This window comes from Roseibium algae (assembly GCF_037783265.1).
GTDB lineage: Bacteria > Pseudomonadota > Alphaproteobacteria > Rhizobiales > Stappiaceae > Roseibium > Roseibium algae.
The window spans coordinates 76590-98754 of record NZ_JBAKIA010000007.1; the positions used below are offsets into that span (position 1 = coordinate 76590).

The 22165-nt window shown below is 52.2% G+C and carries 21 protein-coding genes; 6 read left to right on the forward strand and 15 right to left on the reverse strand.

The genetic code is table 11. From position 1 onward, the window contains the following. Positions 1-39: 39 nt before the first annotated feature. From V6575_RS12550 to trmD, 5 genes are all read right to left on the reverse strand, one after another. Positions 40-1494 (reverse strand): pilus assembly protein TadG-related protein, encoded by a 1455-nt coding sequence (locus tag V6575_RS12550; protein ID WP_340274726.1) that lies wholly within the window; start codon positions 1492-1494, stop codon positions 40-42. 134 nt (positions 1495-1628) lie between these two features. Beyond that, positions 1629-2186, reverse strand: coding sequence for an HNH endonuclease (locus tag V6575_RS12555; protein WP_340274728.1), 558 nt, complete (start codon positions 2184-2186; stop codon positions 1629-1631). A gap of 290 nt (positions 2187-2476) precedes the next feature. Next, entirely contained in the window at positions 2477-3889 is a 1413-nt protein-coding gene (gene leuC / locus V6575_RS12560; RefSeq protein WP_340274730.1) for a 3-isopropylmalate dehydratase large subunit, read from the reverse strand. 311 nt (positions 3890-4200) lie between these two features. After that, positions 4201-4674, reverse strand: coding sequence for a 50S ribosomal protein L19 (gene rplS, locus V6575_RS12565; protein ID WP_340274732.1), 474 nt, complete (start codon positions 4672-4674; stop codon positions 4201-4203). A 215-nt stretch (positions 4675-4889) separates the two neighbouring features. Beyond that, positions 4890-5585, reverse strand: coding sequence for a tRNA (guanosine(37)-N1)-methyltransferase TrmD (trmD, locus tag V6575_RS12570; protein WP_340274734.1), 696 nt, complete (start codon positions 5583-5585; stop codon positions 4890-4892). Positions 5586-5757: 172 nt separating this feature from the next. Between trmD and V6575_RS12575 the strand changes: the two genes are divergently transcribed. After that, positions 5758-6246, forward strand: coding sequence for a VanZ family protein (locus tag V6575_RS12575; protein ID WP_340274736.1), 489 nt, complete (start codon positions 5758-5760; stop codon positions 6244-6246). On the opposite strand, the gene rimM is transcribed toward V6575_RS12575, so the two are convergent. The 4 genes from rimM to ffh are packed head-to-tail and all read right to left on the reverse strand — an operon-like array spanning position 6207 to position 9071. Further along, the gene (rimM, locus tag V6575_RS12580; protein WP_340274738.1) at positions 6207-6749 is read right to left on the reverse strand and encodes a ribosome maturation factor RimM; all 543 of its coding nucleotides are present in this window, start codon (positions 6747-6749) and stop codon (positions 6207-6209) included. The genes V6575_RS12575 and rimM overlap by 40 nt on opposite strands. 47 nt (positions 6750-6796) lie before the next feature. Beyond that, positions 6797-7171, reverse strand: coding sequence for a 30S ribosomal protein S16 (rpsP, locus tag V6575_RS12585; protein WP_340274740.1), 375 nt, complete (start codon positions 7169-7171; stop codon positions 6797-6799). Positions 7172-7191: 20 nt separating this feature from the next. Beyond that, complete coding sequence (locus V6575_RS12590) at positions 7192-7515, reverse strand: chorismate mutase (RefSeq protein ID WP_340274911.1); 324 nt, start codon at positions 7513-7515, stop codon at positions 7192-7194. 2 nt (positions 7516-7517) lie between these two features. Further along, a complete protein-coding gene (gene ffh, locus V6575_RS12595; protein ID WP_340274742.1) occupies positions 7518-9071 on the reverse strand; it encodes a signal recognition particle protein in 1554 nt (517 codons plus the stop codon). A 371-nt stretch (positions 9072-9442) separates the two neighbouring features. On the opposite strand from ffh, the gene V6575_RS12600 reads away from it, so the two are divergent. Next, complete coding sequence (locus V6575_RS12600; RefSeq protein WP_340274744.1) at positions 9443-10885, forward strand: TrkH family potassium uptake protein; 1443 nt, start codon at positions 9443-9445, stop codon at positions 10883-10885. Positions 10886-10990: 105 nt separating this feature from the next. On the opposite strand, the gene V6575_RS12605 is transcribed toward V6575_RS12600, so the two are convergent. Continuing rightward, positions 10991-11221 (reverse strand): EF-hand domain-containing protein, encoded by a 231-nt coding sequence (locus tag V6575_RS12605; RefSeq protein WP_340274746.1) that lies wholly within the window; start codon positions 11219-11221, stop codon positions 10991-10993. Between the two features lie 268 nt (positions 11222-11489). Beyond that, positions 11490-12167 (reverse strand): YggS family pyridoxal phosphate-dependent enzyme, encoded by a 678-nt coding sequence (locus tag V6575_RS12610; RefSeq protein ID WP_340274748.1) that lies wholly within the window; start codon positions 12165-12167, stop codon positions 11490-11492. A 212-nt stretch (positions 12168-12379) separates the two neighbouring features. Here V6575_RS12610 and leuS point away from each other — a divergent pair, with 212 nt between their 5' ends. The 4 genes from leuS to V6575_RS12630 all read left to right on the forward strand — a co-directional run bounded on the left by leuS (position 12380) and on the right by V6575_RS12630 (position 17385). Then, on the forward strand, positions 12380-14992 hold the full coding sequence (leuS, locus tag V6575_RS12615; protein WP_340274750.1) for a leucine--tRNA ligase: 2613 nt from the start codon (positions 12380-12382) through the stop codon (positions 14990-14992). After that, positions 14979-15545, forward strand: coding sequence for an LPS assembly lipoprotein LptE (lptE, locus tag V6575_RS12620; RefSeq protein ID WP_340274752.1), 567 nt, complete (start codon positions 14979-14981; stop codon positions 15543-15545). Before leuS ends, lptE begins: the two co-directional genes overlap by 14 nt. A gap of 12 nt (positions 15546-15557) precedes the next feature. Next, on the forward strand, positions 15558-16601 hold the full coding sequence (gene holA / locus V6575_RS12625) for a DNA polymerase III subunit delta (protein WP_340274754.1): 1044 nt from the start codon (positions 15558-15560) through the stop codon (positions 16599-16601). Positions 16602-16752: 151 nt separating this feature from the next. Beyond that, positions 16753-17385 carry a LysE family translocator gene (locus V6575_RS12630; protein ID WP_340274756.1) on the forward strand — a complete coding sequence of 211 codons (633 nt, stop codon included), beginning with the start codon at positions 16753-16755 and terminating at the stop codon, positions 17383-17385. A gap of 95 nt (positions 17386-17480) precedes the next feature. Here V6575_RS12630 and V6575_RS12635 read toward each other — a convergent pair whose 3' ends face one another. The 4 genes from V6575_RS12635 to mnmG all read right to left on the reverse strand — a co-directional run bounded on the left by V6575_RS12635 (position 17481) and on the right by mnmG (position 21897). Next, positions 17481-18389, reverse strand: coding sequence for a ParB/RepB/Spo0J family partition protein (locus tag V6575_RS12635; RefSeq protein ID WP_340274759.1), 909 nt, complete (start codon positions 18387-18389; stop codon positions 17481-17483). 140 nt (positions 18390-18529) lie between these two features. Then, on the reverse strand, positions 18530-19354 hold the full coding sequence (locus V6575_RS12640) for a ParA family protein (RefSeq protein ID WP_340274761.1): 825 nt from the start codon (positions 19352-19354) through the stop codon (positions 18530-18532). Positions 19355-19369: 15 nt separating this feature from the next. After that, positions 19370-20023, reverse strand: a complete 654-nt coding sequence (gene rsmG / locus V6575_RS12645; RefSeq protein WP_340274763.1) for a 16S rRNA (guanine(527)-N(7))-methyltransferase RsmG — start codon at positions 20021-20023, stop codon at positions 19370-19372. Continuing rightward, positions 20023-21897, reverse strand: coding sequence for a tRNA uridine-5-carboxymethylaminomethyl(34) synthesis enzyme MnmG (gene mnmG / locus V6575_RS12650; protein ID WP_422785568.1), 1875 nt, complete (start codon positions 21895-21897; stop codon positions 20023-20025). Before mnmG ends, rsmG begins: the two co-directional genes overlap by 1 nt. Positions 21898-22165 lie beyond the last annotated feature (268 nt).

Below are 22165 nucleotides of genomic sequence, written 5' to 3' on the forward strand. Positions count from 1 at the left end.
ATTATCGCTGCACGGATTTGGAAACGAACCTCTACAAAACTACTTCGACAAATAAATCGCTTGAATTTTCTTGGCGATGTTTCCAAAAGCCTCAATTAAATTCTCAGGAGAGGTTGCTTCATAGTAATTATCTTCATCACTTGCACAATAATCCATTAACTTCGGACCATAACCAACAATTCCTGTGTCGAAATAAATTGAAAAAATTTCAATTTCTTTTTCCTTCATGGCATCACAAATAGCGCGTGCTCGGACCGCAGGAGGGTCATCATAAGTCGATTTCCACAAGTAGGTTTCATCCCAATAATATCTTGAAACACAATCCTCAACCCAGACCTGCTTCGTTCCTTTCACCATACGTCGGTAGCGCCATGACCAATACGAATACTCTTCGGTTTCATAGTGTCCATTGGTACAGTCTTGCGTCCAAGGGTTAGTATCTTCGACATAATCATAATGTTCATTGAAATCACCATCAGTCATAATTACAGCGAATTTCAAGACATCATCATCACTATAGGGTGCAGGGTCGCTGTCCGAGGGCCATAAATTCGTCCAGTCGGGCGACAAGGTATACCACCCCCAGGCGATCCCAACCTGCCCAGCAGTACCGTTATCAGCTTGTAGCTTTTTGATAGCCTCAAGCAAATCATCACGATCCGAAGTCAGAGGCATCAATGGATTTACTGGTGGACATTTTGTATCGCCTCCACCAAAGAAAGTTGTAACGGTGGGATCGTCACCTTCAACATCCGATCCATAATTATATGGTAAGTCCTTGAATTGTCCGTCTCCACCTCGCTCGGTAACGCAATTGTCCTCGGCAGTGCCGTTGGAAACCAAAGCCGCATCAGATCCCAAGTTAACTCCTTGGCTATAAGGCACAACCGAGATCCTCACTTTGCTGTCAGACTCTGGAATATCCTCCGGAAGTAAAACATTCACCAAATCTGAAGAGGCCTTTCGGAGGGCTTTTATATCATTCTCATCTTTGCCCATCGACCCCGTCACATCCAGAACCAAGGTCAATTCCACATCAAACTTTGAATACGTCACCTCCGAATTCACATCGACATCAAGATGATCGGGGCCAATGCCGCCAATACCGATAAAATAAGTTGGAACGGAGATGGTTGAACTGACCTTGATCAAACCTTCATTTGGATCGACAGCAAATTCCAGATTGGTAACAGCCAATTTTTTCAAGTTCAATGAACTCAAATTGGCTTCAAAAACCTCTTTGAGCATCTTACTGATTTCGTCATCATCCATGACTGTTGTCGACAATTGACTGGCGACGGCCAGTGACGCTGCATCCATTGCATTCGCCATCACCTGCTTTGCGTTAACAGCGCGCGCATAATCGATACCGGATCCGGCAATCACAAGAATCAGAACGGACATCAGCGCAAAGATAGGCAGGACTGCGCCCGCTACATCGTTTCTGAACTTGCGGCAAATGAGCTTGAAACGGCAGGCCAAAGCCATGAGCATGAAACCGGTCTCCAGAATAATCCTAGGAAACCATTACAAGGGTGAGCTTTCTGTTTCGTAAAATCTTAGGAATAATTCCGAGGAATATGGAAATATTGACGTGACCCCAATGCTCAACTGACACAAAAGACAGCTTACGGTTCCAGCTCCGTATCCCAATAGAGGAAATCCAGCCAGCTCTCGTGCAGATAGTTAGGCGGAAAACCACGGCCATTGCTGTGCAGATCTTGGATCGTTGGCTGAAAAGGCATATGCATCGGCCACATGTTCAGCTGCTCACAGGACTTGTTGGCCTTCTTCAAATTACAAGGCGAACAAGCAGTAATCACGTTTTCCCATGTGGTCTGACCGCCCTTGGACCGTGGAATGAGGTGGTCGAAAGTCAGCTCTTCCTTTGTGCCACAATATTGGCACTGGAACCTGTCGCGCAGGAAGAGGTTGAAACGGGTAAAAGGCGGGAAACGGCTGGGTTTTACGAAAGTCTTGAGGCAAACAACGCTGGGAAGCTTGAACTCAAGGTTTGGGCTTCGAACAGTGGTATCATATTCGTGCACGATATTGACCCGGTCCAGAAAGACAGCCTTGACGGTGTCCTGCCATGACCAGAGAGACAAAGGATAATAGCTCAGGGGCCGGTAATCCGCATTGAGCACCAATGCCGGGTGAGCGCCCGACGAAACCGCAATCGTCACCTTCCGCTCCTCATGCCTGCTGAATAGCCTGCCATCCGGTCATTCGGGCGACAAGATCAGTCTTCATAAGACAAGAGTATTGTAGAGCGCTGGTGACACTCTTGTGAAGCCTGCAATGCGCCTGTTGGATATTTGCCGACTGGTGATGAAACCACGGCGTTAATAATGCTTAACCTTTTGACTTAAATTGGAAATTGCCGAAGCCCGCAAAGCAATGATCTTACAACTTGCACACAAATAAAAACGGGCGCCCAAAGGACGCCCGCAGAAATCATGAATTATGCGGCGAATCAGGCTTTAGGCCATTCGCGAATATCAACGAAGTGACCTGCGATAGCCGCCGCCGCAGCCATGGCCGGAGACACAAGATGCGTCCGCCCCTTGAAGCCCTGACGGCCCTCAAAGTTACGATTGGACGTGGAGGCGCAGCGTTCACCCGGCTTCAATTTATCTGCATTCATCGCAAGACACATGGAGCACCCTGGCTCGCGCCACTCAAACCCGGCATCCTTGAAGATTTTGTCGAGACCTTCAGCCTCGGCCTGTGCCTTGACCAGTCCAGAGCCAGGGACCACCATGGCAGACACACCGTCATGAACCTTACGGTCGCCGATAACTTCAGCGGCGGCGCGGAAATCCTCGATACGCCCATTGGTACAAGACCCGATGAACACCCGGTCAACCGGGATATCGACCATCTTCGTGCCAGGCTTCAAATCCATATATTCCAGCGCACGCCACTTGGACTTCCGTGTGTTTTCTTCCGGAATATCGTCAGGATTTGGCACAGTGCCCGTAACCGAAATCACATCCTCAGGTGAAGACCCCCAAGTGACAATTGGCGGCAGATCGGCAGCATTCAGCGTGATAACCTTGTCGAAATGCGCACCTTCATCGGTATGCAGGCTTTTCCAATACTCAACTGCCATGTCCCAGGCTTCGCCCTTCGGCGCCTTGGGGCGGCCTTCGATATATTCGAACGTCGTGTCATCCGGTGCGATCAAACCGGCGCGAGCGCCACCCTCAATCGACATGTTGCAGATGGTCATACGACCTTCCATCGACAGGCTGCGAATAGCCTCACCAGCATATTCGATGACATAGCCGGTGCCACCGGCAGTACCGATCTCACCGATGATTGCCAGGATAATGTCCTTGGCGGTCACGCCTTCAGGCAAAACACCGTCCACCTGGACCAGCATGTTCTTGGCTTTTTTCTGGATCAGCGTCTGCGTTGCCAGAACATGCTCTACTTCGGAAGTGCCAATCCCATGCGCCAGAGCGCCAAAAGCGCCATGGGTGGATGTGTGGCTGTCACCGCAGACGATTGTCATACCCGGCAGTGTGAAACCTTGCTCAGGCCCAACAATGTGAACCACACCCTGGCGCTTGTCGTAAGCATCGTAGTATTCGATACCGAATTCGCGCGTGTTTTCAGCCAGCGCTTCGATCTGCGTAACGCTCTGCGGATCCGGGTTCGGAAGGCTGCGGTCAGTGGTTGGAACATTGTGGTCAACAACAGCCAACGTCTTGCTCGGCTGGCGCACAGTGCGACCTGTCATGCGAAGGCCTTCAAAAGCCTGCGGGCTGGTAACTTCATGCACAAGATGACGGTCAATATATAGCAGGCCGGTTCCATCGTCCTGCATGTCGACCAGATGGTCATCCCAGATTTTATCGTAAAGCGTCCTGGCTTTGGTCATGAGTACTCTCCTGAAACCTGGGCGGGCCTTTTTCTTTTTCTCACAACGATGCGTCACACGCTGCGGAATTTGGCTGGACCGTCCCTGACATCTCGGAAAACGCAGGCAGCGCCCAGTCTTCCAAATCTCCAGCAATTCAATGGCCCATCACAGGCGCGAAGGTCAAGCGTCTTGACTTGAGGTTTTGTCAAGTGAGCGTGAAACGACATGCGCCGGGCCAAAGGATCTGCTTCAGCATAAAAAAGGCGGGCTCAATGGCCCGCCTCTTAAAATTCAATAAGCTGCCGACCCTTAAGCCAGCAACACAGGTCTTATTCAGCAGCAGAAGCAGTAGCTGCGTCTTTTTCAGCCTGCTTTTCAGCAGCCTTAGCCACCTTGACAGCCGCAATATCAGCACGGGTCGCATCATTAAGACGTCTTGCACGTGCATTTGTAGCTTCAATAATACGAGCAGACTTACCGCGACGGTCGCGCAGGTAATAAAGCTTCGCGCGGCGTACTTTACCGCGGCGGATCACTTCAACGCCTTCAAGCATTGGGGAGAAGATTGGGAACACACGTTCCACGCCTTCACCATAAGAAATCTTACGAACAGTGAAGCTCTCGTTGATGCCGCCACCGGAACGGGCGATGCAGACGCCTTCGTAAGCCTGTGTACGGGTACGAGTACCCTCTGTAACGCGAACGTTGACCTTAACGGTATCGCCAGGAGAAAATTCTGGCAGCGTACGCTTGGATTCAATCTTCGCCATTTCTTCGGCGTCGAGCTGAGCAATAAGGTTCATGGCATTGTTTTCCTTTTAAATTAGCAAAGAGGTCAGAGCGCCAAACTTAAAAAAGCAGGGCGAATTCACCACTTCTGGCCATGTTGACATTTCTGCGGACCGAATTGGCATTCACCAGGAACAAGCCATACCAAAAGGCACGGAGGCTCCCTATCCGATCTAGTCATCGCGCGTGATACAGGAAGACCAAGGCTTTGTCATGCGATATTTGAAGATCAGCCCTTCAAATATCGCGCCCATAGATCCGGACGCCGCGCCTCTGTCAACCTTTCAGCCTGTTCTAGCTGCCATTCGGCAATCTTCTTGTGATTGCCCGACGTCAGTACACCCGGAATTGTCCGGCCTTCAAATTCAGCTGGACGCGTATATTGCGGATGCTCCAAAAGCCCGGCTTCAAAGCTCTCCGTATCCGCACTTTCCATATTGCCCATAACACCGGGTATAAGACGAACAATCGCATCAAGCAGGGTGATCGCACCGATTTCACCGCCAGAAAGGATATAATCACCGATGGAAACTTCCTCGAGGTTCCGCCCATCAATCACACGCTGATCGACGCCTTCAAACCGACCACAGACGATAATAGCGCCAGGCCCCTCAGCCAACTCATGGGCTTTTGCCTGAGTAAATGGCTTGCCGCGCGGGCTCATCAGGATCCTTGGACGCGGATCATCTGAAGGCGCTGCAGCATCAATAGCCTTGCCAATGATGTCAGCTCGCAAAACCATGCCCGCGCCCCCGCCGGACGGCGTATCATCCACTGAGCGGTGCTTGTCAGTTGCTGAGTCGCGAATTTGCCGCGCTTCAAGCTCCCACAGCCCATTATTCAGAGCGCGCCCTGACAGACTTTGCCCCAAGGGCCCGGGAAACATATCCGGATAAAGCGTCAGTATGCTCGCCTTGAAAGTCATGAATTTCCTTTCGTTAAATGGAAGACCAGAACCCAGCATCAGAGGCGGCCCCTACGTTTTGTTAACTCTGAATTTTGTTTTTACAAAGTTCTGATGATCAGAATGCCTTTCGTAGCACCCCGTTAATATTCAACACAGAAGATGCTTGTGAAGATTATCAGGGATAAAGATTTTGCCACGTTTGCGTCTAAAATTACCGAAGTTCATTCAGACGCGTGTTAACCAGCATTACCTAGATATATCGCTCAACAGGCTTTTGCCACTCATTGCCTTACTGACCTTCGGCCTGCTGGCAGGGCTGGTTTTTAACACCGGTGTAGTTGCTCCCTACGACAAGATTCTTCATGTGGGATTTTACGCGCTTCTCACGCTTTCAATCCACTCGCTGTTTTGCTGTCGTTTGAGAATATCTGCAATCGTCGCATTCTCGCTTGGATTACTCGGAGAGGGCGCTCAAGCGTTTCTGCCACATCATGAAGCGTCGCTGCCAGATGCTTTTGCCAACGGCATAGGTGTCGCACTGGTCGTGGCTGCAATTGCTCTCATGCGCTCTGAAAAGCGTCAAGCTGTCCGCAGTCAACCGGTAGAATTTGACTATCAGAGTATGGGGCTGGAGCCATGTCAGTCTGGAGTTTCGTCCAAACGCTCTTCGGAAAAATAATCTTCTGGCAGGTCGACCGTTACCATGCCCGCGTCCAGATCAATGACAGGCACAATCGCTTTGGTGAACGGGATATAGAACGTCTTGCCGAGCAGCGGTCGGACTTCCAAAAGGTCTCCAGCACCGAAATCCTGCACCGAGATCACTTTTCCAAGTTCTCGCCCACTCATGTCCTGAACAGGCAAGTCGGTCAAATCGGAATAGTAGAACTCGTCTTCTTCAGTTTCCGGCAACTGATCGCGTGGCACGTATAGATCCAAGCCATTCAATGCTTCGGCCTGATTACGGTCCGAAATACCCTTGAATTGGGTCACTGCGACCGTTTTTTGCACGCGCGCCCTTACCACTTCAAACGACCGTAAGCCGTCCTTGGTGGTCAAAATCCCATAATCGGTGAAGGACAGCGGGTCATCGCCAAATGGCTTGACCCGCACTTCCCCGCGAATGCCATGAGCCGCGCCAATGCGGGCCATGAGGACCATGTCTTTGTCGACATCACCCATGGTGTGGTGCCATCCTCATCGCCACTTGGCGCAAACTCTTGTGCATCTTATTCAGCAGCAGCTTCAGCGGCAGCAGCTGCTGCATCTTCTTCAGCCTGCTTCTTCTCGTCCAAGCGCTCCTGTGCCTTCTGACCAAGCTTCGCTTTATTTGGATTATTGCGTGGTTCACGCTTCATCAGGCCAGCAGCATCAAGAAAACGAAGAACACGGTCCGTAGGCTGTGCGCCTGTGTCGAGCCAATACTGAATGCGCTCAACATTCAGCTGTACGCGGTCTTCAGAATCTTTCGGCAGCATAGGGTTGTAGGAGCCGATCTTTTCGATAAAGCGACCATCACGTGGTGCACGAACGTCAGCAACAACGATACGGTAATAAGGACGCTTCTTGGAACCACCACGTGCAAGACGGATTTTAGTAGCCATACTTCAATTCTCCAGTTTGTTTATTTGCCGGCTTCAGCGGCAATAGCTTCATGGTGCCGAATGACTTCCTTCACGATGAAGTTCAGGAATTTTTCAGCAAAATCAGGATCGAGATTTGCATCATCAGCGAGCTTTCGCAGGCGTTCGATCTGAACTTTCTCCCGTGCCGGGTCAGCCGCCGGCAGGTCATTCGTAGCTTTCAGAACACCCACTTTCTGGGTGCATTTGAAACGTTCTGCGAGCATGTAAAGGAGCGAGGCATCAATGTTGTCGATTGAGGATCTCAACGCTTTAAGTTCCTCAATAGCAGCGGTTTGACCCAACTGGCCTTCAGCATCACTCATGCTCATTTCTTTTTCCCCTTGCCAAAGCCTGGCAGGCTTCCGAGGCCACCTGGCATTTTGGGACCTCCAAGGCCGGGAAGACCCGGCATTCCGCCGCCCATGCCCGTTGGAAAACCGCCTGGAAGGCCCTTCGGCAACTCCATGCCACCAGGCAGCTGTCCGGACTTGGACATTTCTTCAAGCTGTTTGGGATCGACATTTGGCATTCCGCCCATGCCGCCAGTCAGGCCGCCCATCATTTTGCCGAGCATGCCCTTTTTCTTGCCCATCTGCTTCATCATGTCCGCCATCTGGCGGTGCATTTTCAAAAGCTTGTTGACTTCGGCAACACCAACACCAGCACCAGCGGCAATGCGCTTCTTGCGGCTAGCTTTCAAAAGCTCGGGTTTGCGCTTTTCAATCTTGGTCATCGACTGGATGATAGCGACCTGACGCTTGAACATCTTGTCATCGATGTTCGAAGCTTCGATCTGCTTCTTCATCTTTCCGACACCTGGAAGCATGCCCATCATGCCGGACATGCCGCCCAGTTTTTCCATCTGCTTAAGCTGCTCGGCCAGATCATTCAGGTCGAAGTGACCCTTCTGCATCCTGCGCGCCATTTCGGCAGCTTTTTCAGCATCAATGGCTTCAGCAGCTTTTTCGACCAGCGATACGATATCGCCCATGCCGAGAATACGATCAGCAATTCGCTTGGGATGGAAGTCTTCCAACGCATCGGATTTTTCACCGGTACCAACCAGCTTCACGGGCTTGCCAGTCACCGCATGCATGGAGAGCGCAGCACCGCCGCGACCATCACCATCCATACGGGTCAGGGCAATACCCGTAATCCCGACCCGTTCGTCAAAATTCTTGGCCAGATTAACTGCATCCTGACCGGTTAGCGCATCAGCGACCAGCAGGATTTCATGAGGCTGTGTCGCTGATTTGACATCGGCCATTTCCACCATCAACGGCTCGTCGATGTGGGTACGGCCTGCCGTATCAAGCAAAACCACGTCATAACCGCCAAGCTTCGCAGCCGTCATGGCGCGTTTGGCGATGTCAACCGGTCCCTGACCTTCGACAATCGGGAGCGTATCAACGTCGTTCTGTTCGCCGAGAACCTTCAGCTGTTCCTGCGCCGCGGGTCGGCGTGTATCCAGCGAGGCCATCAACACCTTGCGTTTATCACGCTGGGTCAAACGCCGGGCAATCTTGGAAGTCGTTGTGGTCTTACCAGAGCCCTGCAGACCAACCATCATGATGGTCACAGGTGCTGCAGCATTAAGATCGACGCCCTGGCTTTCTGCACCCAGCATTTCAACGAGTTGATCATGGACGATCTTGACGACCATCTGGCCTGGCGTGACCGACTTGACCACTTCAGCGCCAACAGCACGATTGCGAACCTTATCCGTAAAGGAGCGTACGACAGGCAATGCAACGTCAGCCTCAATAAGCGCACGGCGAATTTCACGCAGCGCTTCATTGACGTCGTTTTCCGACAGCGCACCGCGGCCGGTTAGCTTGTCGAAAATTCCGCTCAGTCGATCGGACAGGCTTTCGAACATAAAAAAGTCCTTCGTTGCAGTTCCGGGATAAGCACCCGACCATATGGAAATGACAGACCAACACGCAAAGCAGAAAATCACCCGAGGGCGCATCGCGCTGTCGGGTGATGACCTCCGGGAACTCTTTACACCTTTACGGGTCCCGGTCGGCGGCTCGAAATGTCGTCACTCATATGGAGTCGGATGCTTAAATGACTCAAGCTGGCCAGTGAGTCAAGGATAAGCGCTGATTTACTGTGATACCATCTATGCAGTTGAACTTAGATGCGCTCTTGTATTAGCGCTATGTTGAGCAGATATACGTTGACCTCGAATACCGCACCAGACGGAGCCAGGAACTGGCTTTTGGCTGCGGAACAGGACACCGGGACATGAACTATCGCGCTGTTGCGCTTCCTATAGGCAGGCTTATGATCCTCATAGCCGCCTTCATGCTCATACCGGCAAGCGCCGATTTGCTCGCCCAGAATCCGGACTGGAAGGTCTTTTTGGCCTCCGCCCTCATTGTGGGTGGCATAGGTGCGCTTACATCTGTTGCCCTTTCCGGACAAAACCTCACTCTGCGGCGGCGTGAACTCTTTCTATTGGTGAATGCATCCTGGGCCGCATTCTGTTTAGCCGGAGCTCTCCCGCTCTACGCAAGCGGCCTTGGCATAAGCTTTACAGACGCTTTTTTTGAGTCAGCCTCGGGCTTGACCACAACAGGCTCTACCATTTTGACAGGTCTGGACCACCTGCCACCCGGGATATTGCTTTGGAGATCCCTACTGCAATGGATTGGTGGCATAGGCATCGTGGTCATCGGTATATGGCTGTTGCCGGGCCTGCGGGTTGGTGGAAGCCAGCTGTTTGCTCTGGAATCTTCTGAAAACACGACAAAGCCCTACGGCCGTATTGAACCCTTTCTGCTGCGACTGCTGACCCTTTATGGTGGGCTCACCTTCGCCTGTACCACTTTGTATCTGCTGTGCGGCATGAGCCTGTTTCAGGCCATCAACCACTCCCTGACGACGGTCTCCACCGGAGGATATTCGACATCAGACAGCTCATTCGGGCAGTTCGGCGGAACAGCAGTTTATTGGGTTTCCATCGTTTTCATGCTGGCGTCCAGCATACCGTTCCTGTTTTTAATCAAAAGCTTTGAAGGCAAGATTTCCGATGACCGGCAGCAAATTACTTATCTCGTAATTATTGTCGTGGTTGCCAGTTTTGTCATTTTCCTGAGCCAACGATGGGCACAACACGACACCCCATTTCATCTCTTTACACTGTCTGTGTTTCATGTCGTCTCGGTGATCACGACAACAGGCTATGCGGCAACAGATTATCTGGAATGGGGCACTCTCGTCATATGCATATTCTTCATGCTGACGTTTTTGGGCGGCTGCAGCGGATCAACCGCAGGCGGCTTCAAGATGTTCCGGATTGCCCTGCTCCTGAGTTTCATCCTGTCGCTGCTAAGGCGGATGATCCATCCGAACCGGATAAGTCCGACACGCTACGGCGGAAAGCCGGTCAATACCTCCGTCATTGAAGGTGTTCTGGTTTTCGCAGTCCTTTATGCGGGAACCTTTGCCCTTTTTGGACTGGCATACGCCTGTCTGGGATTGGACCTTCTGACAGCCTTCAGCGGTTCCATCACGGCCCTGGCAAATGTTGGGCCAGGAGTTGGTCCGATCATCGGCCCCTCGGGTACGTTTCAATCCCTGCCAGACATCGTCAAATGGCTCCTGTCGATCCAGATGATCCTCGGTCGCCTTGAGATCATCGCAGGTCTTGTCATCCTAACGCCAGACTTCTGGAGCGAGAGCTAAAAACAAAAGGACTTGCCGACCGCGTCCGGTCGGCAAGTCCTTTTGTTAAAACAGCCCATTTTCAGGCACATTCACCTGAAGAGAGGCAGTTCTCCTAGAGAACCGTTAAAGGCTCATTGCGGAGAACTCATCAGGGCTCAACATCAAATCCTGATTGGCATCCGCACCGTTGAAGACCTCTTCCGTCGCTGATGGCACCGCCGCAGAAAGCTCGGAGAAGGTCACGAAACCATCCTGATTTCCGTCCACTGCTTCGAATGTCACTCCTTGGGCAAGTGCTGCACCAGACGCGATCAAGGTACCGAAAACGAGCGTTGCTGTAAGACGTTTAGTCATGGATTTGACTCCCACTAACAGGTTTAGGTTTTCATCCCGCCACCCTCAAGTCGACTGACCTGACGATGCGGAACACTCCAAACTCTGCTATCAAATCAGGCCAGCGAAGTGACTGATCCGTGTAAGTCCTGTGATCTTATCGTGTTCATGATGCCCCTACGGTCACATGGAGAACAATTCAGTGTCGCTTTCAATCGGTTTTGTCCGAAATGAGGCATGGATTGCACAATATCAAAATACACTCATGTATTTTAACCTAGGGGAAATTTTAAGCTGGATAATCACGATGTCCAAAAATGGCAGAACCAACACGAACATGGGTCGCACCAAATCCAAGAGCTGTTTCATAATCTGACGACATGCCCATAGAGAGAAGTGACAGGCCATTGCGATCCGCCATCTTCTGCAGCAACGCAAAATGCGGTCCCGGTGCATCTTCGACTGGGGGAATGCACATCAAACCAACAACCTCCAGTCCGATCTCATCACGACAACGCGCAACAAAGGCATCCAGATCATGCGGTGCAATCCCTGCCTTCTGGGGTTCCTCGCCGGTATTGACCTGAATAAAACAAGGCAAATTTCGATCCTGCTTATCCATCTCCAGCTTCAGAGACTTCGCAATCTTCTCGCGATCAATAGTGTGAATGACATCAAAGGTCGCAACAGCCTCTTTCGCTTTATTTGACTGCAACGGCCCAATCAAATGCAGTTCAACACCTTCATAGTCTTCCCGAAGGCCAGGCCATTTGGCCATGGCTTCCTGAACACGGTTTTCCCCGAACACCCGCTGCCCCGCGGCCAAAACCGGTTGAATGTCTTCAGCCGGAAATGTTTTTGAAACAGCGACAAGAGTCGCCTCGCCTTTAACACCGCCATTTTCTTGTTCAGCAGCGTAAATGTCGCTGAGAACCCGGTTCAGCCGATCAGGTGCCGTATCCGCCATGTCGATATTCCTTGTCCATTTTCAGTGCCGCTTCAGACAGCTCCTGATAAGGTCTACAAAGCGAAAAATGCAAGCATTCCAGTCTCGATAACGAAAATGCTGACATTTTCCTGCAATCATGTTGACCCCAAGGCTGATTTCTGGTGACAGTCCGCCAAACACCTTAACAATATAAGCGCTGCTGGACAGCGCCTCATGAAACGGCAAAATTAATGGCAACGGAACGGTATAACGCCCGCGAAGTCGAAGCGCGCTGGCAAAAGGTCTGGACTGACAAGGACGTTTTCGTCACCTCCAACGAAGACGAGCGCGAAAAATACTACGTCCTGGAGATGTTCCCTTATCCGTCCGGTCGGATTCACATGGGCCATGTCCGCAACTACGCCATGGGCGATGTTGTTGCACGCCATAAACGCGCCAAGGGCTTCAATGTTCTACACCCAATGGGCTGGGACGCCTTCGGTATGCCTGCCGAAAACGCCGCCATGCAGAACAATGTCCACCCCAAGGACTGGACCTATGAAAACATCGCATTCATGCGCGAACAACTCAAGATCATGGGTCTATCACTCGATTGGAGCCGGGAATTCGCGACCTGTGATGTTGAATATTACGAACAACAACAGCGCCTTTTCCTGAAATTCCTCGAAGCTGGCCTGGTCTATCGCAAAAACGCCAAGGTCAACTGGGACCCGGTCGACATGACCGTTCTTGCCAATGAGCAGGTAATTGATGGTCGCGGCTGGCGCTCTGACGCGCTTGTTGAACAGCGCGAACTAACTCAGTGGTTTTTCAAGATCTCCGATTATTCGGAAGAACTTCTGGAAGCGCTCGACGGTCTGGACCGTTGGCCTGACAAAGTCCGCCTGATGCAGAAAAACTGGATCGGCAAGTCAGAAGGCCTGCGGGTTCGCTTTGAATTTATCGAAGCTGCTCCCACCGGCGATCAAGTGCTCGAAATTTTCACAACCCGCCCGGACACGCTCTTCGGCGCGTCCTTTATGGGTCTGTCTCCAGATCATCCGATTTCGACCAAGCTCGCCGAATCCAATCCTGAGCTGCAAGCCTTTATCGAAGAGTGCCGCCGCATTGGCACCACGGCTGAAGCCATCGAGACAGCGGAAAAGAACGGCTTTGACACCGGCCTCAAGGTCAAGCATCCGCTGGATGCCTCGATCGAATTGCCAGTCTATGTCGCGAACTTCATTTTGATGGACTATGGCACAGGCGCTATTTTTGCCTGCCCGGCCCATGATCAACGCGATCTGGACTTCGCTCACAAATATGACTTGCCTGTCAGGCCAGTCGTCTTGCCAAAGGATGCCGACGCAGCAACCTTTGAGGTAACCAATGAAGCCTACACCGACGATGGCACCATCTTCAATTCCGGTTTCCTCAACGGGATGAGCATTGGCGCAGCTAAAAACGCTGTTGCCAAAAAGCTCGAAGAAATAATCATATCGGATGAACCACAAGGCGAGCGCCAGGTAAACTATCGTCTACGCGACTGGGGCATTTCCCGTCAGCGTTATTGGGGCTGCCCAATCCCAGTCATCCATTGCGATGACTGTGGCGTGGTTCCGGAAAAAGACGAAAATCTGCCGGTTGAATTGCCGTCAGACATCAATTTTGACAAACCGGGCAATCCACTTGATCGCCATACGGAATGGCGCAGCACGAGCTGTCCTGCCTGCGGCAAGCCCGCCTTGCGCGAAACTGATACAATGGACACCTTCGTCGACAGCTCTTGGTACTTCGCCCGCTTCACGGCCCCGCGCTGCGACCAGCCAACCGACCCGAAGGCTGCAAACCATTGGCTTCCGGTAGATCAGTATATTGGCGGCATCGAGCATGCCATACTGCACCTTCTCTATTCTCGCTTCTTTACCCGTGCGATGCAGAAAGTCGGCGCTCTCGATATAAAGGAGCCATTCAAAGGTCTCTTTACCCAGGGCATGGTTACACACGAAACTTACAAATCTTCTGATGGAAAATGGCTGAACCCAGCTGACATTACCTTTTCTGAAACCGATGGCAAACGAACAGCCATCCACACAGAAACAGGTGGCCCAGTGACCATTGGCTCCATCGAAAAGATGTCGAAGTCGAAGAAAAACACAGTCGATCCGACCGACATTATCGACACCTATGGTGCCGACACTGCGCGCTGGTTCATGCTGTCGGATTCCCCTCCAGAACGTGACGTCATCTGGACCGAAGAAGGCGTTCAGGGTTCCTGGCGCTTTGTCCAGCGCGTTTGGCGCCTGGTTCAGGAGATCGCGGACGGCACAGAGGCCCGCAGCAACGAAATCCCTGAGATGACCGGCAAGGCCCTCGATCTTCGTCGCGCAACCCACAAAACAATCGCTGCCATCTCAAAAGACTTGGAAAGCCTCGGATTCAATCGTGCAGTTGCCCGAATCTATGAACACGTCAACCAGATCGGTAAAGCTGCCCACGATGGAATGAGCGCACCCGAAATGGCCTACGCTGTTCGCGAAGCTGCAGAAAGCCTGGCTCAGATGATCGCCCCCATGATGCCCCATCTGGCTGAAGAGTGCTGGACAAAACTTGGCATGTACGGCCTGATTTCTGAGACGGATTGGCCGCATGTGGATGACAGCCTGCTTGTTGAAGACACCGTCACATTACCGATCCAGATCAATGGCAAGAGGCGTGGCGAAATTACTGTTGCACGAGACGCTTCCAAAGAGGTCGTAGAAGCGGCTACGTTGGAGCTGGATTTCGTGCAGCGTGTTCTCGAAGGACGCGCCCCGCGCAAGGTTATCGTGGTGCCGCAAAGGATCGTGAATGTCGTTGCTTGACCTGAAAACGCGCAGCCGTAAGGCGCTCTTTCCTCTGATGGCATCTCTTGTCTTCGCTGGACTTCTGACTGGCTGTCAGGTTCGCCCGCTCTATGGATCTTTGGACACATCATCCAGAACCGGCACAACTGTGCAAGCTGAGCTGGCCGCCATCGACATAGACCCGATTTCAGACAAACACAGCGATTCTGATGCCACACGTACACTCTACAATCAGCTTACGTTCAACTTTGAGCGTGGTGCTGAAGGACCTGAAAAACTGTACCGACTCAGGGTCTTGATGGATCTCAACGAGGCTGAAGTCGGCGTGGAGCGCCTTGCTGATGTTCCCGCAGCCTACACATTGACAATGAACACGACCTTTGTGCTTTCAGATCTGAATACGCAGAAAACCTTGATGACCGGCAAGTCTTTTGCAACTGCATCCTATGATTTCTCGAGCCAGCGCTTTGCAAACATTCGCGCCAAGCGTGATGCAGAAGAACGCGCTGCAACGGCGATTGCCAGCGACATCCAGGCTCGGATTGCCGGTCATTTCGCCTCTAACCGTTAAGGACTCATATTCGTGACTGCGCTCAAGGCTGGCGATATAGATCGCTTCCTGTCCAAGCCTCCCACCGGGGGCAGCGCAGTGCTGATTTATGGCCCGGACACCGGCCTTGTGACGGAGCGGGCCGCCATGCTCGTGTCCAAGGCATCTGAGGGTGATGAGGATCCATTTACGCTTGCCAAGATCGATGCTTCAGAGATTGTTTCCGATCCGAATCGGCTTTTAGATGAAGCGCTTACGATCCCTTTATTTGGCGGACGGCGGATCCTCTGGATCAAGGATGCCGGCGGGAAAAACCTGTCTCCTGCCATCACTCCACTGCTGAAGCTCAATGATAATCCGGCTCTTATTGTCATCGAAGCCGGTGATCTGAAAAAGGGCACCGGCCTTCGCAAACTGTTTGAATCTGATCGCAGAGCCGTAGCCGTTCCCTGCTACGCGGATACTGGCAGAGACATTGATCAGCTGATTGATAATGAAACCCGGGAATCCGAGCTCACAATCTCCCGCGAAGCCAGAGCCGCCCTGCACAGCCTTCTCGGAGCTGACCGCCTGGCCAGTCGCGGCGAACTGAAGAAGCTCTGCCTCTACGCATTGGGCAAGGGCCGCATTGAAAGCGATGATGTTGAAGCCATCATTGGAGACGCATCAGCCTTCGAGATGTCAGAGCTAATAGATTCATCCGCTCTTGGTAATCTGGAAACACTTGATCACGGCCTTGAGAGGCTAGATGCTCAAGGATCAAATGCCTCCGTCATCGCGGGACAAGCATTAAAACACTTCCAGTGGCTCCATAGAATGAGGGCCGAACTCGACCGGGGCACGCAGTCTCAGGCAATTGTTGATGGCCAACGCCCACCTGTCTTTTTCAAACGAAAGGCCGCCATCGCCCGTCAGATACAAATATGGTCCACAGACGACCTGTCGAAGGCCACAGAGCGCCTTCACGAGGCAATGAAGATCTCCAGACTTAATGCAAGCCTCGGCGCTCCAGTACTCTCTGAAGCACTACTGACGCTTGCCCGCGTTGCGAGGTCTCGCGCCGCTCGTCGTCGCTAGATCAAAATCCCACAATTGGAATCAGCCCAGTTCCGAACAGAGAGATTGGTTTGCTCGTCGTTTGAAACGCTCTGGCCTTTACCCAGATCTTGCAAACACTTGAGAGTGTGATATTCAAGAATTCCGGCTTACCTGATTAAAGGAACACTCAATGCCGGATTTCTCCACACTCATTCTATTTACCAGCACTTGCATCGTTCTGACCGCAACACCCGGACCAGATATGCTCTTGATTGCCTCACGGAGCATCAGCCAGGGCCGGAAAGCTGGTTTCATGACCTATGCGGGTATCGCCACGGGAAGTTATGGCCATGCCTTGGCAACAGCATTTGGCTTGTCGCAACTGTTTCTGACAATCCCAATGGCCTACGAAATCATTCGCTGGGCGGGCTGCGCCTATCTTCTATATCTGGCTTGGAAAACCCTAAGGTCAACAAACCAGGCGTTTTCGCCCATAGAGTCTCTCAAGCAAATGTCAGCATCAAGGGTCTTTAGCGAAGGGCTGTTCACCAATTTGCTAAACCCCAAAATGGCTCTCTTCATGCTCGCCCTGTTCCCGCAGTTCATTCACCCGGAATCGGGCTCAATCGTTGTCCAGACATTGGTACTCGCAACGGTCCTCAACCTGACAGGCTTTCTGGTCAATGGATCAGTAATCCTGCTCAGCAGCGAAATTAGAAATAAGGCCCGCAGATTGAACCGTTTCAAAAAGCTGCCGCAATATTTTCTTGCCGCCGTTTTCACCGGCCTCGCATGCCGCATTGCCCTTGGGTCCAGAAACTAAATCGGATAGACAAGAGTCATAAAAGCAAAATGGCCGGACAAAAATCCGGCCGTTAAACATTTCGTCTTCGAATCAACGCCGTCTTTTACAAGCGTTTAGCGTGTTTCCACGCCCAACTTTCGGCAGAGCTCGTCTAGTTGTTCAAGCGATGTGTATTTGATTTTCAGATCGCCGTTTTCCTTACCGGGCTTATGACCCACCGTTACCTTGAGACCGAGCGTATCAGCCAAACGCTGTTCAAGCGCTTTGGTGTCAGCATCTTTCTGTGGCTTGGAAACCTCGTTCTTGGCCCCGCTGAGCAATTTGCTCAGGGCTTCCGGATCCTGCGCCAATTTTTCCGCATCGCGAACGGTCAGGCCTTTTTCAACAATCAGATCTGCAAGCGCGGCAGGATCTTCGACCGTGATCAACGCCCGTGCATGACCTGCTGTCAGAAGCCCTTCGGCAAGATAGTCCTTAACCGAATTTGGCAACTTGAGAAGACGCATGGTATTGGCAACATGACTGCGGCTTTTGCCGATCACCTTGGCCAGCTCTCCTTGGCTGTAACTGAACTCCGCCGTCAGCTGATCATAGCCCATCGCCTCCTCAATCGGATTGAGATCCGCACGCTGAACATTCTCGATAATGGCCAACTCAAGAGCTTCCTGGTCAGTCACATCCCGAATGATGATTGGCGCATCATGCAGTCCGGCCTTCTGCGCAGCTCTCCAACGACGCTCACCCGCAATGATTTCGAAACGGTCCTGCTTTCCAGCCGCTGGGCGAACAAGAATAGGTTGGACGATCCCTTTCGCCCTGAGCGATTCCGTCAGATCCGCGAGATCCTTCTCAGAAAAGGTCTTGCGAGGATTACGAGGGTTCGGCTCGAGATGCTCAATTGGCACCCTACGGCTGTCGCGCAAGCCTCTCTCGGGCGCAGAGGTATCCTGAACTGCCGAATCCCCGATCAAAGCCGCGAGACCCCGTCCAAGACGCTTGTTCTTGCTACCTTCTTCCGCCATACCGCACCTTTTTTTCTTTTTTGTATTATATCAATGACTTAGACGAATTTTAATCGTCATCAACGCTGGAAGGCCCCAATCCAGCTGAACTCAGAGGCGACAGACAATAGCCCATCGCAGATCTCTTTAATGAGTAAATCTCAGGCAGCAACCCTACGAAGGTCGCGCTCTCGCTGAATGATTTCAGACGCAAGCCGCAGATAGGCTTGGCTGCCGGCGCACTTCAGATCATACAGCAGCGCCGGTTTGCCATAGGACGGCGCTTCGGAAATTCGAACATTCCGTGGAATGATCGTTTCATAAACCGCATCGCCCATTGTTTCCCGTACATCGGCAACCACCTGGCTGGAAAGGTTATTCCGGCTATCGTACATGGTCAAAACGATACCATGTATGGTCAGCTCTGAATTCAGAGCATTACGAACCTGCTCAACCGTGCTGAGCAACTGGCTAAGACCCTCAAGTGCAAAGAACTCGCACTGCAATGGCACAAGGATCGAATGCGACGCAGAAAGTGCATTGATCGTCAGAAGGTTCAAAGACGGTGGGCAATCGACCAGAACATAAGTAAAGCCAATTTCCCGGAACAACCGCGATTCACTCAACTGCTGTATTGCCGCACGCAGGCGGAAAGCCCTATCGCCTGAAGACGCGATCTCAAGTTCCAGACCAAGCAGGTCCATTGTTGATGGTGCAACCCAAACCCGCGGCACTGCCGTGTCCTTGATGGACTCATCCAATCCGCAGTCGCCACTCAGGACATCATAAGTCGACAGACCACGATCGCGGCGCTCAATACCAAGACCCGTGGACGCATTGCCCTGCGGATCCAGATCGATCACCAGTACTTTTTCGCCAATCGCGGCAAGAGCCGTTCCAAGATTGATGGCCGTCGTGGTTTTCCCAACGCCGCCCTTTTGGTTGGCGAGTGCAAGGACACGTGGAGATTCTGGAAGCATGCTCATTAAAAGGAGGCCTTCCTAACTGCGCCGGGAGATATTGGAAAGAAGAAGCATCCGGCTCGTTGGATCAATAAGACTTTCCTTTTCTACCAGATCGAAAGACCAAGCGTGAGACGCTTCGTTAACTTCTCGCTGAAAATCTTGACCTTTGTGGAAAACGCCCTTCGCACCAGCTACAAAAAAAGGCTCATTCAAGTCAAACAGCAGACCAAGAGCCGCTAAAGCCCTGCCAGAAACAGCATCAACCTGACCATGTGGCCATTCTTTCGCTACCGATTCGATCCGCCCGGCATGTACTGTACCCTTAGTGCCCGTCTCACGTAGCGCCGTTCGCAAGAACGCTGCCTTACGCTGATTACTCTCGATCATATGCACATGAGCACCAGGATCATCGGCCTGAAGAATCGCAGTCACCACGCCTGGAAAACCTGCTCCACTGCCAACATCTACCCATATCCGAGCGTCTGGCATGCTCCACTTTGTCTGAAGGCTATCGGCAACATGCCGTGTCCAGATATCAGGGATAGTCGATGGCGCAATGAGATTTTGCGCTGGTTGCCATTTCAAAACCAGATCGACATATATTTGAAGACGTTCCACAGTTTCACGTGAAACATCCCCATAGTTATACACAGACTGTGCAGTTTCGTTGAGCCCCATAGACGATCTCATCACGCGGCCCCTTTTCTGCCCTGACGTCGTATATGGGACAACAGCAGCGTCAATGCTGCCGGCGTCATGCCGTCCATGCGGGAAGCCTGGCCAAGCGTGGTTGGCTTCACTGTTTCAAGCTTCTGCTTCACTTCATTGGACAGGCCGATCAGCGCCTGGAAATCAAATCCAAGCGGTATTGCCAAGGCCTCGTCCCGCTTCAAGGCCGCCACGTCTGCCGCCTGCCGCTCGAGATAAACAGCATAAAGCGCATCGGTTGCGACCTGTTCTGCAATACCTTTGTCCAGGTCAGACAGCTCAGGCCAAACATTCAGCAGGTCGGCGAACGAAATATCCGGATAGGACAGAAGATCAAACGCGGACCGACGCACGCCATCCTGATTGACTGGCAGCCCCTTTTTCTGGGCTACAGCGGACGTCACTGTCAGCCGCTCCAGAAGAGCACGCCCTGTATTGATTTGCTGCATCTTCGTTTCGAAAGCGACTCGACGTGTTTCCGATATACAGCCCAGATCAGCACCGAGCGGTGTCAGTCTCTGATCTGCATTGTCAGCACGAAGAGACAGTCTGTATTCTGCCCGAGACGTGAACATCCGATAAGGTTCAGAAATACCGCGGGTGATCAGGTCATCAATCATGACACCGATATATCCTTGGCTTCGGTCTACCGTGAATGGATCGCGTCCCAGCGCTTTAAGAGCGGCATTCAAGCCAGCGACCAGCCCTTGCGCGCCGGCTTCTTCATAGCCCGTCGTGCCATTGATCTGACCAGCCAGAAACAAGCCTGAACAGCGCTTTGCTTCTAGGGTCGCTATCAGTTCACGGGGATCGACGTGATCATATTCAATGGCATACCCAGGCTGAATAACTATAACATTTTCCAGACCCGGAATGGTCTTGAGGAAAGCCATTTGAGCATCCTCGGGAAGCGACGTCGAAATGCCATTCGGATAGACAGTGTGATCATCCAGCCCTTCCGGCTCCAGGAAGATCTGGTGACCGTCTCGATCACCGAACCGGACAATCTTGTCTTCTATCGACGGGCAATAGCGAGGTCCACGACCCTTGATCTCGCCTGAGTACATCGCAGACCTGGAGAGATTTTCCCGGATAATACGATGAGTTTCAGGCGTCGTCCGCGTAATATGACAAGGGACCTGAGGTGTCTCGATCTTCTCCGTCAGTGTCGAAAACGGGATCGGCTCATCATCACCAGGCTGTTCTTCCAGCTTACCCCAATCAATCGTTCGACCATCCAGACGGGCTGGCGTTCCGGTCTTGAGCCGCCCGAGTTCAAAGCCGATTTCTTCAAGAGAAACCGAAAGGCCCATGGCCGGTCCTTCCCCCTGACGACCTGCAGGGATCTTCTTGTCACCGATATGGATCAAACCTCGAAGAAAAGTTCCGCTCGTCAGGACGACTGAAGCACAGTCGATGACCCGACCATCGGCAAGAGCGAGACCAGCGATAGCTCCATCCTGAAACACAAAACGATCTGCCTCGCCTTCGACAACGTCCAGATTATTGATAGCCGATATCTCTGCCTGCATCGCTTCGCGATAAAGTTTTCGATCCGCTTGCGCCCGAGGCCCGCGCACGGCTGGCCCCTTGCGGCGGTTCAGCATCCGAAACTGAATCCCCCCCTTATCGGCGACCCGGCCCATCAACCCATCCAACGCGTCGATTTCACGAACGAGATGGCCTTTACCGAGCCCCCCAATTGCGGGATTGCAAGACATAACACCGATGGTATCAAACCGATGAGTCACCAGAGCGGTTCGGACCCCAAGGCGCGCAGAGGCCGCCGCCGCCTCGCAACCTGCATGACCACCACCGATCACCACCACATCAAATGTCATATTTGCCTGGGTCATCTAATTTCATCCGTCGGAGGCACATCCGTTCCTTAAGAGAGAGATGCAGCCAAAACATAAAAGAAGAAAAGTCGAACTGAAACGGAGTGCTCTTAGGCACCATTCCTGAAACAGCTAGCTCCTATGAGAACTGCCCAACGACTTTCGTTGAGTGTCTTATAAAATGCATGATGTAGACGGTCAAAAGAAAACGGGATTTGCCGACCTCTGGAACTGGCAATCGTGAATTAATCAAGGGACCTGAACCAAAAATGATTCACGTGAAACA